This window comes from Parabacteroides sp. CT06 (genome assembly GCF_002257605.1).
In the GTDB taxonomy this organism is placed as follows: domain Bacteria; phylum Bacteroidota; class Bacteroidia; order Bacteroidales; family Tannerellaceae; genus Parabacteroides; species Parabacteroides distasonis.
On record NZ_CP022754.1, the window covers coordinates 1835980 to 1852026 of the forward strand.

A 16047-nucleotide genomic window follows, 5' to 3' on the forward strand; every position below is an offset into this window, starting at 1 on the left:
AGGTCTGCCTTATAGTTTCTTTTTCAAAGTGAAGAAAAAAGTAACCCCTTTTCCCGGACTGCTCTTCGCCGATATTTGTCCTTTATGAAAATTAACCCCGTTTTTAACGATAGATAATCCTAATCCGGTTCCTCCGATCTTACGACTGCGTCCCTTGTCTACCCGGTAGAAGCGCTCGAATATGCGATTGATATGTTCTTCCGGGATACCCACTCCATTATCGGAGAAGCTAAAGTAATAATATTTAGGATCTTCTTTATAGCAGTTGACGGTAATCTTTATGTTTTCTCCCGCATAAGCGATCGCGTTGTCATATAGATTCCGGAATATGGAATAGAGTAGGGAGTTATTCCCGAACACGGTCGGATCTCCCGGGAGGATAATTTCCGACGTGATGTGTTTTTCTTCCATATCTTGGGAGCATTCTTTTTGTATCTCGGCGATAAGCTTCGTGATATTTACTTCCGTGAGGTCGAACATCTCGGATGCCTCGTCAAGTCTGTTTAATACGGAAATATCTCGTAATAATCCTGTAAGGCGGGTACTTTGGGAATAACAACGTTCCAAGAAAAATTGACGTTTGTCCGGACTCAAATCTGGGTTGGATAGGATTGTTTCCAAATACCCTTGAATGCTGCTGACCGGTGTTTTCAGCTCGTGAGAGACGTTCTGCGTAAGCTGTCGTTTCATCCGGCTTTCTTCTTCTTGACGGGATATATCATTAATAGAGATCTCATAACTATTATCGAGGAATAAAATACATTCGATCAAGAATATTTTACCGTTCTTGTCAATAGTCACGGACTCTCTTAATACTTTCTTTTTCCGATTCAGATTCCGGATATTCTTATTCAAGAAGGTACGGATTGGTTCTAATTCGGCTATATCAGTAACGTCTTCCACTTGGTGGATCTGGGTGTCGGATATGACATTTATGAATTGAATGAATAGGATGTTAGAAAGAATCTCCCGCCCTTCACTTGTAAACATGGCGAAGCCTTCCTTGGAATATTGGAAATGTTTGATAAGCTTTTCCCGCTCCATGGATAACTCGTTTTTCGCTTTCTGCTGCCGATGGTATAAGGTTACGATATTCTGTGAGATGTCACCTAGCTCATCATTCGGGAAAACATAATCGACCGCAGGCATTCGATCTTTCTCTACGTTTAAGGCGAAATCCCTTAGTTTGGATATCGTTTTACCTATGCTGAAAGTAAAACGGGAAAGGACAAAGAAGAAAATCAAGGTCATCAATGCCATGAAATAAATGAAGTCCTTGTTTACCGTCAATATCCCTCTTACATATGGATCATAGGGCAGGGCTGAGCGGTAAATATAACCTCCTATATTCGATGCCGAATAGAAATACCTTTTTCCCGTAGATTCCGAGGAACGGATAGCGAACCCTTCATTATATAATCGGGCTTTGCGTACCTCGCTTCGATCGTTATGATTATTGAACTCATCCGTCCCGCTATTATCAAACAATACGTCGCCGGACGGATCTATAATGGTTACCCGCAAATCCTTTTGAGGGATGTCGTCCATGAAACTTATTACGGTCTGGTTGATGTCCGTACTTTGTTGGCATTTGCGGAATAATTGGTAATTATAGTTACTCAACACATTGTTCAACTTTTCTTGCGCGAACTCCCTTTCCCGCTGATATTGGAATAGCAGGAAACAGACCGTAAAGCCCAAGAACATAAAAAAGACCGACCAGAAAAGCCGTTGGCTAAACGGTATCCGGTGTCTTTTCTCACTATCTATCTTTACCATGATTCACGACAATATTAGCATTCAAAACAATAACCGAAACCTAAGCGAGTTACGATGTTCTTTCCATAAGGACCTATTTTCTTACGTAACCGGGTGATGTTGACATCGATGGTACGGTCTAGAACATATACCTCGTCTTTCCAGATGCGAGACAGTATTTCCTCTCTGGAGAAGACGTTCCCTTTATTTTCCAATAGAAGTTTTAGTATCTCAAACTCTTTTTTGGTCAATGGAACTTCCACCCCGTCTACCGTAGCCTTGATGCGTTTCGTATCAAGAGCTAATGTCTCATACTCGAGTTTCTCAATCTCTTTTTCTTTTGATTTCTCGGAAGTTCTTCTTAGTACGGCCTTAACACGCGCTATCACTTGGCGGATGGAGAAAGGCTTGGAGATATAGTCGTCCGCCCCGAGATTGAACCCTGTGAGCATATCGTTCTCCGTATCTTTGGCCGTGAGGAAGATGATAGGGGTATTGGCCGTCTTCTCATCTTGTCGCAGGATACGTGCCATCTTGAAACCGGAGATTTCTCCCATCATGACATCCAACAATAATAAATTGTAAACGGTCAGATCCTTTTTTAATGCCTCTTCCGCACTATAGGCGGTATCTACTTCATAACCTTCTATTTCTAAGTTGAATTTAAGGATCTCACACAAATCCTCTTCATCATCCACTACAAGAATACGAGTTGTTGCCATAAGCTGTTCTGTTTTTAAAAGAGTGCCTTACGGCTCTCCATATACAAATATAATTATTTTTGGCAAAGAACGGATATTCTTATTTCGGAGAAATGAAATATATGTTACATTGCTGTTAAGATCGCTCATATAACATTTCTGCCGCAGGATATGTGTTAGTATAATAGATCATTAGGGATGCTACTTCCTACAATAATTATAATCCGTGACAAAACCCTCGCAAAGCCAGTTGGCCAAGGCTTGCCGATTGTTGCTGAGGATGATCCGTTGTTGGTCGTATTGGTTTTGTATGTTGCCCAATTCGACGAATACGGAGGTCGGGGTCGTGTGACGTAATACATATAAGTTACGATCGTCTACCGTGCCCGAGAATCCCCGGCCCGGCTGGTGGCGGTTGTATTTGCGCGAGAAAGTGGATTTCATCGTTTTAGCCAAGCGCTTGCTCGCTTGATCCTTGGGCTTATGATAGAAAAAGACATCGGTCCTTTGATGCCGGCTCCGGCTGTCCACATGGATGAATATCGCTCTCTTATAAGTTTCTTTATCTTTCCGGCTCAAGCTGTTTATCTTGGCGCAACGCTGATCCAGACGGCTTACTTGGCTGAGGGGGATCGGACTACCCATACAAGTTTCCCGTTTGCTGTTATTGAGGAATTGCTGGTCACGTATTCCGTCCTTTGCGTCTTGGATGATAATATGTACCTTTGCGCCTCGCGTTAAAAGATTGCGTGCCAGACGTAGCATGATGTCGTAAGCGTATTCATCCTCATGCAATTCATGGGAGCCCATTTTACCGATCGCCCCGGGGTCCGGACCGCCATGACCGCTGACCAGATAAAAGCAAGCTCCCTTTAAATCGGAAGAGGTTACTTTGTAACTGGCTAGCGACTTGCCGAATAGGGGCTGATAATTCTTCTTCTGAGGGGCGGAGGCGAGCGGAGGTAAGGTATATTTTACGCCCATGCGCAGACTGTTATTTTTACCCAACTTCCCTTTATTAAGCTCGATAAACTCTTTCTGATACGTCCCGCCGGTACGGTTGAAGCGTTTGAGAAAAAGAGTGATGCCCTCTCCGTTTTTCGGATACGCCTTTTCTTGGGCAGTCAAGGAACCTGTATATACGAGAGCGATAATAAAGATGAAGAAAATACGGATACTATGTTTCACAGACATCTTAAAAATTGATTCTACGCCGTAAAGATAATTAAATCAACCTATAGTCAAAAACGATAATTTATAAAAAGAATCAATCAACCCATAAATGAGAGGGAGGATATCCTATTATAAATTTCTTTGGTTAATTGAATATCATAGGACGCGTCGTGCAATTTCGCGGAATCTATTTGTATACCTAAAGCCCTTGCCACCGTTTCCTGCTTGAAATCTGTCATCTCATGCCGTTTGCGCATCAAATGCTGGGTAGACAATACCATTACGTCGATCGAGTTCACCCAGAACCATGAGTAGAAATAATTATCTCCGTTCTGTACGAAGAAGGCTTTCAAGAAGTGATTATCGAAAGAGGCGTTGTTGTATCCAACGAGGAAGAACTTGTCTTTTTTATCAAATTTGTCCACGTATTTGGACAGCATGTTCACAAATTTAACGTACACCTCTCGCATGGGAGGATAAGCTTGTATCTGTTCCTTGGACACGTTACAAATACGAAGCGCTTCTTCCTCTATCTCACATTGGGGATGCGGGCAGACATTGAAATTAAAAGATTCCTTCGTAACCCCATCAATTACGATCTCCCCACTTATTTGGTGGACGCCATTTCTCCAGTATTTTATGCCGGTAGTCTCTAAATCAAAAAAAAGTAGTTTCATAAATGCTTTTTGGTATAGGATGCAAAAGTAAGTTTTTTTATTCTTAAATGAGAGGATCTATAAGGTTTTCTCCGTTTATTTTATTATCTTTGCGAAAGTTTGAGTCTAGAATCATTATCGACATAGTTCTTCTTTTTATATTATTATTAAGCGGATCTCTCCTTTAATCATCAATTCTCACGCTAAGTTAGTATAAACAACGCTTCACGGAACGTGAGGCCCTAGTATAAATTAAAATCGACTGTATGGCAAAATACGCATCATTTGGTAAACGTGAAAACGAGAAAAAGAAACAAGCCCGCCGAGTAGAGAAACAGAACAGGAAAGAGGAAAGAAAATCGTCCGGCAAGGCGACTAGCTTCGAGGACATGATCGCTTATGTGGATGAAAATGGGATGATCACCTCTGTCCCTCCCGAACTTCGTCAAAAAGAAGAGATAAATCAGGAAGATATCTTGATCTCGACTCCTAAGAAAGAGGATGTGGCTCCCGTTATCTTAAGGGGCAGGGTAGACTATTTTAATGAGGCAAAAGGATTCGGGTTTATCCGTGACTTGTCGGGGACGGAAAAGTATTTCTTTCACGTGAACAATGTTGTGGATGATATCTCCGTGAACGATATCGTGACGTTCGACCTTGAACGTGGCGACAGAGGCTTAAGTGCCGTGAATGTTTGTCTTGAAAATAAATAATAATACTTACCTTTGCGGCCGAAACAATTAATAAAAATATAATATGTCTGTCGCAAAAGTCGATGATAATAGAAAGGTGACCACGCATCGCCTGATAGAGATGAAGCAGCGTGGTGAGAAAATATCCATGCTTACCGCCTATGATTATTCGATGGCGAAATTGATCGATCAAGCAGGAATGGATGTGATCTTGGTGGGAGACTCCGCTTCTAACGTAATGGCTGGAAACGTGACCACTTTGCCGATTACGCTCGACCAGATGATTTACCATGGTAAATCGGTCATGAAAGCGGTGAATCGTGCGCTGGTGGTGGTAGACCTGCCTTTCGGTACGTACCAAGGAAACTCTAAAGAAGCCTTGGCCTCCGCTATCCGGGTGATGAAAGAGACGCATGCCGATTGTATCAAGTTGGAAGGCGGGGCTGAGGTTCGGGAATCTATCGAACGTATCTTGTGTGCCGGTATTCCAATTATGGGACATTTAGGATTGACGCCGCAATCGATCAATAAATTCGGTACGTATACGGTACGTGCCCGTGAAGAGGCCGAGGCTAATAAACTGATCGAGGATGCCCATTTGCTAGAGGAGATAGGTTGTTTCGCCTTGGTGCTGGAGAAGATCCCGGCGGAGTTGGCAGCTCGTGTCGCTTCAGAGCTTACGATCCCGGTTATCGGCATTGGCGCCGGTGGAGGCGTAGATGGTCAAGTGTTGGTTATGCATGATATGCTCGGTATCAATCAAGGCTTTTCTCCCCGTTTCTTACGTCGCTACGCTAATTTAGGGGAGGAGATTACCCGTGCCGTACAAGCGTACATCGAGGACGTGAAATCTCAAGACTTCCCGAACGAGAAGGAGCAATATTAGAAACAGAATACATGAGATCTCATTTGCTAATAGGTGCCGCTTCGTCGGGAAGCGGGAAGACTACTTTTACCTTAGGATTGCTTCGTGCCTTGAGAAATCGTTCTTTACGGGTGCAGCCTTTTAAGTGTGGGCCGGATTATATAGATACTCGTCATCATAAAATGGCGGCTGGTTGCGCTTCCGTGAATTTGGATGGTTTCATGATGTCGGAAGGGCATATCAAGGATTTATATGCCCGGTATACCTCGAATGCGGATGTAGCCGTGACCGAAGGGGTGATGGGGCTGTTCGATGGCTACGATGCCATGCGAGGGAGTAGTGCGGAGATCTCCGGTTTATTGCGGATACCGATCGTATTGGTGGTGAACGCTAAAAGTACGGCTTATTCGGTGGCTCCCTTGCTTTATGGCTTCCGGAATTTTCGGAAAGATCTGAATGTCGTGGGGGCGGTATTTAATTTCGTGGCGTCGGAGAGTCATTATTCTTTCTTGAGACAAGCGTGTGAGGATGCGGGTGTGGAAGCGTTAGGCTATCTACCGAAGTGTGCGGATGTAGAGATCCCGAGCCGGCATTTGGGGTTGTCGTTGGATGAGGATTTTTGCTTTGAGGAGTTTGCGGACCGGGTTGCTTGCTTGGTGGAGGAGCATGTGGATATTGACCGCCTGTTGGCAATCACGGCTTTGCCAGAGCGACAGCCAGTTCCTCGGGTTAAGGAAGTCATGAGGACTGTTTCAAAGGCAAACTTAAATATAGCCATCGCCCGTGATCCCGCTTTTAATTTCTCATATGAGGAAAATATACATTTCTTATCTACTCTAGGCAAGATTACCTATTTCAGTCCATTGAGGGATGATTGTTTACCGGAGGCCGATTTTGTCTATTTGCCGGGTGGATATCCCGAGTTATATTTATCGGAGTTGAGCATGAATTCCGGGATGCGTGAATCGATTCATTCCTTTGTGGAAGTGGGGGGCAAGTTGCTGGCGGAATGTGGGGGGATGATGTATCTCTGTAAAGAGATTATCGGTACGGATGGGAATGCCTATCCAATGGCCGGTGTATTACCGCAATCCGCCACGATGGAGAACATGAAGTTACGTTTAGGGTATCGGACTTTATGCTATAAGAATGATGTCTTACGAGGGCATGAGTTCCATTATTCCCGGATCGTGCCTATGGAAAGTCCGCTGCCTTCGGTAGCGAAAGCCTTTACGGCGAAAGGAGGTCAAACGGATACCCCGCTATATCGCTACAAGAACGTATTGGCGGGGTACACGCATTTATATTGGGGAGATCCTTGTCGGAACGATTGGTTTATTGATTTTCTGTATGGGGAAGCCCCAGATTGTTCTCGATAAACATTTTCAATATATTGATGGCGATCTGGTTGCTTCCTCCTTCGGGTATAATTAGGTCGGCATATCGTTTGCTAGGCTCTATAAATTGCAGGTGCATAGGCTTTAGTACCCGGGTATAGCGTTCCATTACCGCTTCCGCCGTGCGTCCTCTCTCGATCATATCCCGTTGGATCACACGGATAAGACGTTCGTCTGAATCTGTATCGACAAATACTTTCAAGTCCATCAAGTCTCGTAATTGAGGGTCGCATAAAGCGAGGATCCCTTCGATGATGACAACATCACGAGGCTCGATATGAATGGTCTCGGGCAATCGGCAGCAGGTAAGATAAGAATAAGTCGGCTGCTCGATGCATTTCCCCTCTTTCAGCAAGGTGACTTGCTCTGAGAGGAGCGGCCAGTCAAATGCGTCGGGATGGTCGAAATTAATATATTGACGTTTCTCTACCGGCACATGGCTGTTATCTTTGTAATAAGAATCTTGAGGGAGTAATACAACCTCGCCGGGAGGTAAACTTTCTATGATCTTTTTTACCACCGTAGTTTTCCCGGAACCAGTCCCGCCCGCTATACCTATAATTAGCATGATTTCTTATATTAATCCATATTTATGTTTATAAATGCAAAGGTACTAAATATTTATAGTGGTAGTATTTCGCTATTAATAGAAAAAACGAGATAAAAAGAGCTGAATTCTATGTTGTATAGCATGTTTGTCTTAAATAAAGTTAATGAGTAAGCTTTTCTTGTTGGAAAATTATGCTGCATAACATAAAGTCTCTATATTTGCACTGTGTTTTTCATGGTATTAGATTTAAGGTTAACAATGAGATTGGCTGTCCGTGACGGATGGCCTTTTCTTTTATAGTAGGTCACCTCAACAATAATGATAGTTAGATGCGTTCCCCATTGTATTCATGATTTATTACTGTAGAACCTTCCTGTTGGATAAAGGTATTATCGGAAGTAGCTTGTACGCCTGTATCCAAAGATCATTTCACGGATGTGAAATGATCTTTTCACAAGGGTGAAACGATCGTATCACGAGCGTGAAAAGATCTCTTCACAGGTGTGAAAAGATCAGATCGTCCGGAGATTGGCTATACTATCCACCGTTCTTATCCCTTGTGTGAGGTTACTTGCGGCACAGATCTTCAATTGATTGTTACGATATCACGAGTCCATCCCCCTTATTTACTAAAGATGGGAATCAGATAGGTTAGTTTCGCGGATATTATTTGGCTGGAAGATTTAGAGAATGTGTCTCCTTTACGGCTATTGAACATATCGCCCAGCGCATAGTAATAACGACCTTCCAACAGGAAAGAGCCTATTCCGGTGCGGAGCTCGATTCCCGGTCCGCCGCAAAGCCCCCAATCGAACTTCTTTTGGACTTCCAATGTATGTTGTTCGTCCGGACGGTTCGCGTTCGGGTTCTCGCCATTAAGGTTCGACTCCGTGCTTTCGCTCAGCGCATAACCGATTTTAGGCCCTAGATTGACGAATACACGCACTCGCTTGCTTCCGAAATGGATGTGCGTCAAGAACGGAAGCTCCATATAGTTTACCGTACGGCTATATTTATATTGAGGTTTCTCCTCAAACTTCTCTTCCCATCCATGTTGGGTAAAGTTCAATTCCGCCTGTATGCCTAAATTGGGTTCCGTATTCCAACGTATCGTCGCTCCCCCGTTAAACCCAAGTTTCATCTTCGTAGGGACTTTTGGGGCAAAACTTACGCTAGAGAAATTTAATCCGAAGGACGCTCCAACCGCAAGCTCTTGCTTAAAAGTACTTTTCTGCGCATGGCAAATCGATAAGCTTGCCATGCACAGAAATATCGCTACAAATATCTTTTTCGTCATCATATCAATTATCTTACCTCACTGCGGGTTACCGTATAATCATTCTTGTAATGTACAATAAACAAGTTCGTATTGATAAAACCGCCCCAATTATTCACTCTATGGAAATCGAATCCGGTTTGGATGCTCTTATAATGGATTTTGTCTAAATTATTCTCGAAGTTCGAGCCATATTTATTGATGGCGCCTAGGAAATACATACCTGTGTCAAAGCCTAGGATTCCATATTTCGGGAATGTGTTGATTAAATTCTTGCTATACCAGTTTTTATAATCGGAATAAAAGCTATGGACTTCCGGAGATAAGTTGTCCGCATAGAAATTACTATAGATATAGGTGTTCAATGCGTAGAAGTCCTCCAGACACTCTCTTGTATAGGTCTGCCATTCCGGATAACCGAATAGGTTGACCATATAAGGCTCTTTCTCATCCTCTTTCAACTCGGAAAGCATACGGAGCGGTGCCTTGATCTTATTCACCGCATCTAAGGAGGCGGAGGTTGGCAATACCACATTCCGCTTGTCCCTTACCATGGCTGCCTCTATATCCGTGGCGAAAGTATCCCCTTTATAAGTTACTTCCTTGAACGGGATATCGCGTTGCTGCATCTCCGTCTTGAAGGCTTTGATAAATTCCGGCTTTTCTTCTTTATCCTTTATATTGACAAGTATGATATTGTAATCCGAGAATAAATCGCATCCGGCTTGCGCCGCCTTGGAGTATAAATAGGAATGAGGCGTGTTTACTTGATAAACATTTGCGTTTGACAAGACATCATCATTCTTGGAGGTGAAAGGGATCACGTATTTGATATTGTGCTTTTGAGCGAAATCTGCGATCAATCCGATTTGGTCGTTCTGTACGGCACCAATGATCAAATTAGCGTTTGATAACGCATCTTCTTTCAATATCTCCTTGACTTTCTTCGTACCGTTTCCAGTATCATATACCGATAGCTCGATAGAGGTTCCCATATTTCGTAAGCTGTCGACCGCCAATAGCAATCCCTCGTAATATTCCACGAAACGGGAGGTCGCGGATGATTGCGTTGTCTCGTTCGTCATGAACGGCAACAATAAGGCGACTTGGATACGGTTCACCTTCTTTATATCTTTAGGAGTAGAGAGGAGGGCGTTCACCTCACGCTCTTCCGGCTGTCTTATGTTTTGGGTGATCACTTCTTCACTGGCTACCGGTATCTTGATAACCATGCCCGCTTTTACTCCGTTTTTCAGCTCGGGGTTGAGTCTTAAAAGCTCCGCGCTGGAAATATCGAACTTCCGGCAGATACGGTACATGGTCTCTTTTTTCTGTATGGTATATTCCATTTCCTTCTGTACGGTCTTTTTTTCCGTAGTAGGCAAGGTTTCCAGTCGTGTCGGCGGGATCCGGATATTCTTGCCAATCGTAAAGGTCGATGTGGAGAGACCCGGATTGGCGGCGATAATATCCGTGGCGGGCACTGAATATTTAATGGATAAAGAGTACAAGGTCTCTTTCGGCTGGATCGTATGGTATGTATAGTTATCTGCTTTGCCGGAAGGTGCGATAGCGGAGTCCTTCTGCGGGATTCTTAACGTAGAACCGGCCTTGATCCCTTCTTTACTTTCCGGATTCAACCGATAAATATCCTCTACGCTTACGCCATACATGGTCGCTATGGCGTATACGGTTTGTCCGCGTTCGATGGTATGATAAAATATATCGCTCCCTTGTTCGTTAGTAAAAATAACTTGCTTATTATTCTTTTGGGAATAAACGGTTACGCTCGATAAACTTAAAAAGAACGTCAATGCGTATATACTAATCTTGTTCATTTGCTGTTCGGAGTATTTTGTGACAAAGATAGTGAATTTTGCTTATCATGCTACGTATGTCCTTTTATTTCCCTAATTTTGGAACCGTAATTTTTAGACTATATATGCTAAAGAAGGAATTAAGAAAGATACTGTTATCGCTAAGTTTTGTGTTTGTAGCGGCTGTCTCGTGTGCCCAGTATGTGGTGACGGGAGGAAGTGGTAGCCCGATGAAAGCCACGCAGAGTTCCGGCGATTCCGCCGAGCGACTTGAGGTCTACTTGGTGTATGGAATGGATAACGTGACGATTAGTTATACCTCATCCTCTTCTTCTTCGCATCAATGGTATCGTTATAAAACCAAGCGATTGGAGGCCGAGAAGGTGGCCTCCACCCAAAATGGAACTACTTCCACCATTCGGAATGTAGAGGAGGGATATGGCTATTTTGTCGAGGAAGGAGCCGTATCTCGTTACGTCTGGATCGTTGATTACAGCAAATACACCTTAAACATATCCAACCTGCATGTCTCCGATAATAGCGATCCATGTAGCGGATTGGTCTTGGCTGGGACAGGTACGATCCAACCTATTTATTATTATTGGCCGAATACGGGAACAAGACGTGAACTGTCTCGCCAATTTGATGTTATTTATAATACATTGGAATATAATTCGGATAAAAAAGAATATACCTCTAAACAAGAGACGGCGGTCATCGAGGGCAATTTGTTCGGTAAATCCATTCCCGCTCCTTGGTGTGATACGGAGATCTGTGTGAAAGGCGATTATTTCGCTCGTCATTTTGGAAAGGAGGTTACGCTTTGTATCGATGAATATCAGGCCGCTGCGGTAGATGCTCATATAGACACGTTGCTGATTGAGCAAGAGGCCCCGAATATGAATACGACGAAGAGCGGTTATTGCGCTCCCGCCACTGTTCAATTTTCGGCTATCGCGAATACGCCGACAGCCGCCCTGTTTAATTGGAAAATCTATCGGCAAGGGGAAGAAGATAATCCGGTTGTTCGTTTTACGGGTGAGGAGGTGGATTATACGTTCAACCAATCCGGGACTTTTATCATCAAGTTGGAAGTAAGCGACCAAAGCACTACTTGCAGCACGGAAGATGAGGTTCAGATTGATATCTCGGAGTCTTATCTGATGATACCGAACGCATTCTCCCCGGGTACCACGCCCGGAATTAATGATGAGTTCCGGGTTGCCTATAAGTCGTTGGTGAAATTTAAGGCATGGATATTTAATCGCTGGGGCCTACAGATGTATTACTGGACAGATCCGGCCCAAGGATGGGATGGAAAGAAGGGCGGTAAATACGTTCAGCCGGGTGTGTATTTTTATGTGATAGAAGCCGAAGGTTCCGATGGCATTAAGTACAAGGAAAAAGGCGATATAAACATTCTTAGACCTAAAACAATTCAAGATGAAAATGAGAATATCCAAGAATAATTTAGCTAGTTTTTTATGTGGAGGCGTCGTTTGCTTGACCGCATGTATCTCGATGAGTTCGAATGACGTGGAAAAAGTGATAGAGAGCCGTCCGGTTGTCTCGTCCATGACCCTGTCTCCGGATGTTCCGTCCTCGGTTCCTTTTTGTGGGAAACTAATCGATATTACCCGCTATGATATGCGGGAAGCCTATGACCGTGAATTGAGTAGCTTTACTTATTTCCATTCTACGACGATGCTTCTGATCAAGCGGGCGAACCGTTATTTCCCGGTGATCGAGCCGATCTTGAAGGCGAACGGCATTCCCGATGATTTCAAATATCTAGCGGTGATAGAAAGCCATTTGGACCCCCGTGTATCCTCTCCGGCTCGTGCTGTCGGGATGTGGCAATTACTGGAGGGCACGGCAAGGGAGTATGGTTTGACAATCACCCCGACGGTCGACGAGCGTTGCCATGTGGAGAAAGCTACTGGGGCCGCTTGCCGCTATTTGAAAGCCGCCTATAAGAAATATGGAGATTGGGCGGCGGTAGCCGCTTCTTATAATGGCGGCATGGGACGTATATCCGGTGAGCTGGTCAAACAAGATGCGGATTCCTCCTTTGATCTCTGGCTGGTGGAGGAGACTACCCGTTATATTTATCGAATCATGGCGATTAAGCAAATTTTCGAGAATCCGTCGAAATACGGTTTTGTGCTTCGTGCCCGTGACCTGTATAAGCCGATCCCTACCGTAGACGTGGCTGTAAGCCAAGATATACAGAATCTGTCGGCCTTCGCTAAAGAGCATGGGATCACTTATGCGGACTTGAAACGTTTTAATCCTTGGCTCCGTGATCGGAAGTTGGTGACAGGTGGGAAGACCTATAAATTAAGCATTCCTCAAGAAAAGGATATGTATTATAAGACCCCGAATACGGAAGTATACGATTCGGCTTGGGTCGTGTCGGAGAATTGATCCGATTTTTATTGATACAAAAAATAAAGTGTTTCATTTAGATGGTATAACAGCCCATCGTAATGAAACACTTTTTCTATACTACTTCTCGTTTAAACTGATTCTGTCTATTAGTCAACGATCGTCACACGGTGACCGTTGAACACGTTCAATCCGAGTTTATTCATTACATACTTAATAGCAAGCTGTGCCTTTACAGAGTTACCAGCTTGGTCAATAGGAGGAGCGAATGCGGAAATACCGAATTGTCCGGGAAGTACACCCATGACACCACCGCCTACACCAGTTTTTGCGGGAATACCGGAAGTGTACAACCAATCACCGGTGTGTTCATAAAAACCTACGGTAGAGATCATGGAAGTGATCTTCGGAGATAACTCTGCATCGAATACTTGTTTCTTTGTCACAGGATTAAGACCTAAATTTGCGACCGTAGCGGCAGCGACAGATAGTTGCTTAGCCGTGATACCCAAAGAACATTGGCGGGTATACAGATCCAAAGACATATCCGGATCGTCATAAATGCGATTGTAATTCTTTAGCAACCAAGCGATGGAGCGGTTATTGAAGTTCGTTGCGGACTCGGATTTGTAGAGTTCGTCGATCAACTGCGGTGCGCTTCCGCATAAATCCGTGATATTGGCTACGATAGCATCCCACTTCTGTTTGGAATCACCGACAGGCTTCACCATACTACAAGCCGTGATAGCGCCGGCATTTACCAATGGGGTAGAAGGATGGTCGTTTTCCAATAGGATAGCGATGATGGAGTTAAATGGCAATCCGGTAGCGTCGGCACCAATTTTCTCCAATAATTCTTTCGCTCCGTATTGGCGCAGTACCAAGATAGCTGTGTGTACTTTCGATACGGATTCGATACCGAAACGATATTCGGAATCCCCCACCTCGATGGTTTGTCCGTTTAAAAGGCAAATACTGATTCCGAATAGATTTTTATTGATATTCGCCAGATAAGGAATGTAATCGGCATTCTTACCATCCGTATTTGTCTTGTAAAGATCGTAAGCCTGTTGAGCTACTTCCTTTATTTGGGCGATCGTTATTTTTTTGTCCATATATGAATTGGATTAAAGAAGGCGTGTATGAAAACACTGATAGTCCTTTCATGCACGCCTTGATGAATTTTGTTTTTATTTCTTAGCGTTGCTCATTGCGGTGTGAGTAAATACCTTACCCTTAACCGGAACGTTTTTGTCTTGAGCGATGCGAGTAGGAGTCGGATATTCAAGTTTCTCCAATGCCTCTACAGCGTTCTTGATATCACCTAATAACATATCGGCCATATCACGGCTGAAACCTTGACGAACTACGACACGCATAACCACGTAGTTATCCAGCTTCTTCGGTAGTGTATACGCTGGAACCATCCAACCGCTTTGTTGCAATTTATCTTGCAAATCGTAAAGTGTCCATTTGGCGTTCTTAGCGTAATCCGGTTTCATGTACCAAATAAACAATGGATTCACAACCTCGTTGCTGTAATTAACGAATGGGGCCATCTTACCGATTTCTTGGTGGATGTATTTCGTGATTTCCATACTGTTATATTGGATTTGTTTGTAGCCCTCGAATCCGAGACGGATAAACTGATAGTATTGTCCGAGGATTTGTGCGGCAGGACGAGAGAAGTTCAAACCAACCTGAGTGATATTCGCTCCAAGATAGTTTACGCTGAATGCCATTTCTTCCGGCAAATATTTCTTGTCTTTCCAAACAACCCAACCCAATCCCGGGTAAACCAATCCGAATTTATGTCCGGATGTGCTGATAGAAAGAACCCATTTCAAACGGAAGTCCCATTTTGTCTCCGGGCTTAAGAACGGAAGGATAAAACCACCGCTGGCGGCATCTACGTGGATAGGTATATCATAACCGGTCTTGGCATTGTATGCGTCGAGCGCTTTGTCCAAGGCTTCTACGTCATCGTTCAGTCCTGTCCATGTTACACCTTGGATAGGAACGATACAAATCGTGTTCTCGTCACACATCTTAAGCGCTTCTTCCGGATCAAGTGTCGTCTTGTCTAAAGTCAAGGGAACTTCACGCATTTCGATTTGCCATAGCTGGGCGAATTTCTCCCATACGACTTGGAAGCCAGTAGAGATCACGAAATTAGGCTTGTCAGTTGGTTTACCTTGTGCTTGTCTCTTTTTGCGCCAACGTAACCAAGCGGCTACACCACCTAGCATACAAGCCTCTGAAGAACCGATAGCCAAGGCTCCGGTTTTCCATTTTTCTTGCTCGGGAGAATTCCAAAGACTCGCCATGATATTAATACATTTGGCGTTCATAACAGCGATTCTCGGATACTCTGTTTCGTCAATATAGTTGATGTTGATAGCTTCGTTCATCAATTTTGTCGCGTACTCGTCCATATACGTAGTAACGAATGTAGCTAGGTTCAAGCGAGGCTGTGTTTGTGCGAAAGTCTCGTCTTTAACCATTTGATAAGCGATCTCCGGGGTTGTAGGGCCATCTGGAATCTTATCTACAGGAGAGGGTGTCAACATCACTTCTGAGCCAAAAATCGCTGTTTTGGCATCGCCATTTCTGAAATTTGAGTCTTTCATTTTTCTTTAGTTTTTTTGTTAATAAAATGATTTGAGTCAATGGAATACTGCTTCCACTGAGCGTTTATGCCAAAACAGATTATGGATTGGAATGTTTTTTGGATTTACATTATTTGGGGTTTATTAGCGATACAAGTCCAGTCC

General features: G+C 43.8%; 14 protein-coding genes. 5 read left to right on the forward strand and 9 right to left on the reverse strand.

Annotated features, from left to right (window positions below; translation table 11 throughout):
• Window positions 1-9: 9 nt before the first annotated feature.
• The 4 genes from CI960_RS07960 to CI960_RS07975 form a co-directional block, all read right to left on the reverse strand.
• Window positions 10-1779, reverse strand: a complete 1770-nt coding sequence (locus tag CI960_RS07960; protein ID WP_005857412.1) for an ATP-binding protein — start codon at window positions 1777-1779, stop codon at window positions 10-12.
• Between the two features lie 14 nt (window positions 1780-1793).
• Window positions 1794-2480, reverse strand: a complete 687-nt coding sequence (locus tag CI960_RS07965; RefSeq protein ID WP_005857410.1) for a response regulator transcription factor — start codon at window positions 2478-2480, stop codon at window positions 1794-1796.
• A gap of 180 nt (window positions 2481-2660) precedes the next feature.
• The gene (locus CI960_RS07970; RefSeq protein ID WP_005857408.1) at window positions 2661-3653 is read right to left on the reverse strand and encodes an N-acetylmuramoyl-L-alanine amidase; all 993 of its coding nucleotides are present in this window, start codon (window positions 3651-3653) and stop codon (window positions 2661-2663) included.
• 77 nt (window positions 3654-3730) lie between these two features.
• Window positions 3731-4309 (reverse strand): 3'-5' exonuclease, encoded by a 579-nt coding sequence (locus CI960_RS07975; protein ID WP_005857406.1) that lies wholly within the window; start codon window positions 4307-4309, stop codon window positions 3731-3733.
• A 245-nt stretch (window positions 4310-4554) separates the two neighbouring features.
• On the opposite strand from CI960_RS07975, the gene CI960_RS07980 reads away from it, so the two are divergent.
• Genes CI960_RS07980 through CI960_RS07990 form a run of 3 tightly spaced genes read left to right on the forward strand, consistent with a single transcriptional unit; the run spans window position 4555 to window position 7224 of the window.
• A complete protein-coding gene (locus CI960_RS07980) occupies window positions 4555-5001 on the forward strand; it encodes a cold-shock protein (protein ID WP_005857403.1) in 447 nt (148 codons plus the stop codon).
• A gap of 43 nt (window positions 5002-5044) precedes the next feature.
• Complete coding sequence (gene panB, locus CI960_RS07985) at window positions 5045-5866, forward strand: 3-methyl-2-oxobutanoate hydroxymethyltransferase (RefSeq protein WP_005857401.1); 822 nt, start codon at window positions 5045-5047, stop codon at window positions 5864-5866.
• 11 nt (window positions 5867-5877) lie between these two features.
• Entirely contained in the window at window positions 5878-7224 is a 1347-nt protein-coding gene (locus CI960_RS07990) for a cobyrinate a,c-diamide synthase (protein WP_005857399.1), read from the forward strand.
• Here the strand turns inward: CI960_RS07990 and udk are convergent.
• From udk to CI960_RS08005, 3 genes are all read right to left on the reverse strand, one after another.
• Complete coding sequence (gene udk, locus CI960_RS07995; protein WP_005857397.1) at window positions 7181-7810, reverse strand: uridine kinase; 630 nt, start codon at window positions 7808-7810, stop codon at window positions 7181-7183. The two genes, CI960_RS07990 and udk, sit on opposite strands and share 44 nt — an antisense overlap.
• 604 nt (window positions 7811-8414) lie before the next feature.
• Window positions 8415-9089 carry a porin family protein gene (locus CI960_RS08000; RefSeq protein ID WP_005857395.1) on the reverse strand — a complete coding sequence of 225 codons (675 nt, stop codon included), beginning with the start codon at window positions 9087-9089 and terminating at the stop codon, window positions 8415-8417.
• Between the two features lie 8 nt (window positions 9090-9097).
• Window positions 9098-10906 carry a LysM peptidoglycan-binding domain-containing protein gene (locus CI960_RS08005; protein ID WP_005857393.1) on the reverse strand — a complete coding sequence of 603 codons (1809 nt, stop codon included), beginning with the start codon at window positions 10904-10906 and terminating at the stop codon, window positions 9098-9100.
• Between the two features lie 104 nt (window positions 10907-11010).
• Between CI960_RS08005 and CI960_RS08010 the strand changes: the two genes are divergently transcribed.
• Both CI960_RS08010 and CI960_RS08015 read left to right on the forward strand, forming a co-directional pair.
• Window positions 11011-12354, forward strand: a complete 1344-nt coding sequence (locus CI960_RS08010) for a gliding motility-associated C-terminal domain-containing protein (protein WP_005857391.1) — start codon at window positions 11011-11013, stop codon at window positions 12352-12354.
• Window positions 12329-13312 carry a lytic transglycosylase domain-containing protein gene (locus CI960_RS08015; protein WP_005857389.1) on the forward strand — a complete coding sequence of 328 codons (984 nt, stop codon included), beginning with the start codon at window positions 12329-12331 and terminating at the stop codon, window positions 13310-13312. The genes CI960_RS08010 and CI960_RS08015 overlap by 26 nt, the downstream gene beginning before the upstream one ends.
• A 110-nt stretch (window positions 13313-13422) precedes the next feature.
• Here CI960_RS08015 and glsA read toward each other — a convergent pair whose 3' ends face one another.
• Window positions 13423-14388, reverse strand: a complete 966-nt coding sequence (gene glsA, locus CI960_RS08020) for a glutaminase A (RefSeq protein WP_005857387.1) — start codon at window positions 14386-14388, stop codon at window positions 13423-13425.
• A gap of 75 nt (window positions 14389-14463) precedes the next feature.
• Window positions 14464-15903: a glutamate decarboxylase gene (locus CI960_RS08025; RefSeq protein ID WP_005857385.1), complete on the reverse strand. Its 1440-nt coding sequence runs from the start codon at window positions 15901-15903 to the stop codon at window positions 14464-14466.
• Between the last annotated feature and the right edge of the window lie 144 nt (window positions 15904-16047).

Coding starts and splice junctions, on each gene's coding strand:
- CI960_RS07960 (WP_005857412.1), bottom strand. CDS start 1,779: ATGGTAAAGATAGATAGTGAGAAAAGACACCGGATACCGTTTAGCCAA.
- CI960_RS07965 (WP_005857410.1), bottom strand. CDS start 2,480: ATGGCAACAACTCGTATTCTTGTAGTGGATGATGAAGAGGATTTGTGT.
- CI960_RS07970 (WP_005857408.1), bottom strand. CDS start 3,653: ATGTCTGTGAAACATAGTATCCGTATTTTCTTCATCTTTATTATCGCT.
- CI960_RS07975 (WP_005857406.1), bottom strand. CDS start 4,309: ATGAAACTACTTTTTTTTGATTTAGAGACTACCGGCATAAAATACTGG.
- CI960_RS07980 (WP_005857403.1), top strand. CDS start 4,555: ATGGCAAAATACGCATCATTTGGTAAACGTGAAAACGAGAAAAAGAAA.
- panB (WP_005857401.1), top strand. CDS start 5,045: ATGTCTGTCGCAAAAGTCGATGATAATAGAAAGGTGACCACGCATCGC.
- CI960_RS07990 (WP_005857399.1), top strand. CDS start 5,878: ATGAGATCTCATTTGCTAATAGGTGCCGCTTCGTCGGGAAGCGGGAAG.
- udk (WP_005857397.1), bottom strand. CDS start 7,810: ATGCTAATTATAGGTATAGCGGGCGGGACTGGTTCCGGGAAAACTACG.
- CI960_RS08000 (WP_005857395.1), bottom strand. CDS start 9,089: ATGACGAAAAAGATATTTGTAGCGATATTTCTGTGCATGGCAAGCTTA.
- CI960_RS08005 (WP_005857393.1), bottom strand. CDS start 10,906: ATGAACAAGATTAGTATATACGCATTGACGTTCTTTTTAAGTTTATCG.
- CI960_RS08010 (WP_005857391.1), top strand. CDS start 11,011: ATGCTAAAGAAGGAATTAAGAAAGATACTGTTATCGCTAAGTTTTGTG.
- CI960_RS08015 (WP_005857389.1), top strand. CDS start 12,329: ATGAAAATGAGAATATCCAAGAATAATTTAGCTAGTTTTTTATGTGGA.
- glsA (WP_005857387.1), bottom strand. CDS start 14,388: ATGGACAAAAAAATAACGATCGCCCAAATAAAGGAAGTAGCTCAACAG.
- CI960_RS08025 (WP_005857385.1), bottom strand. CDS start 15,903: ATGAAAGACTCAAATTTCAGAAATGGCGATGCCAAAACAGCGATTTTT.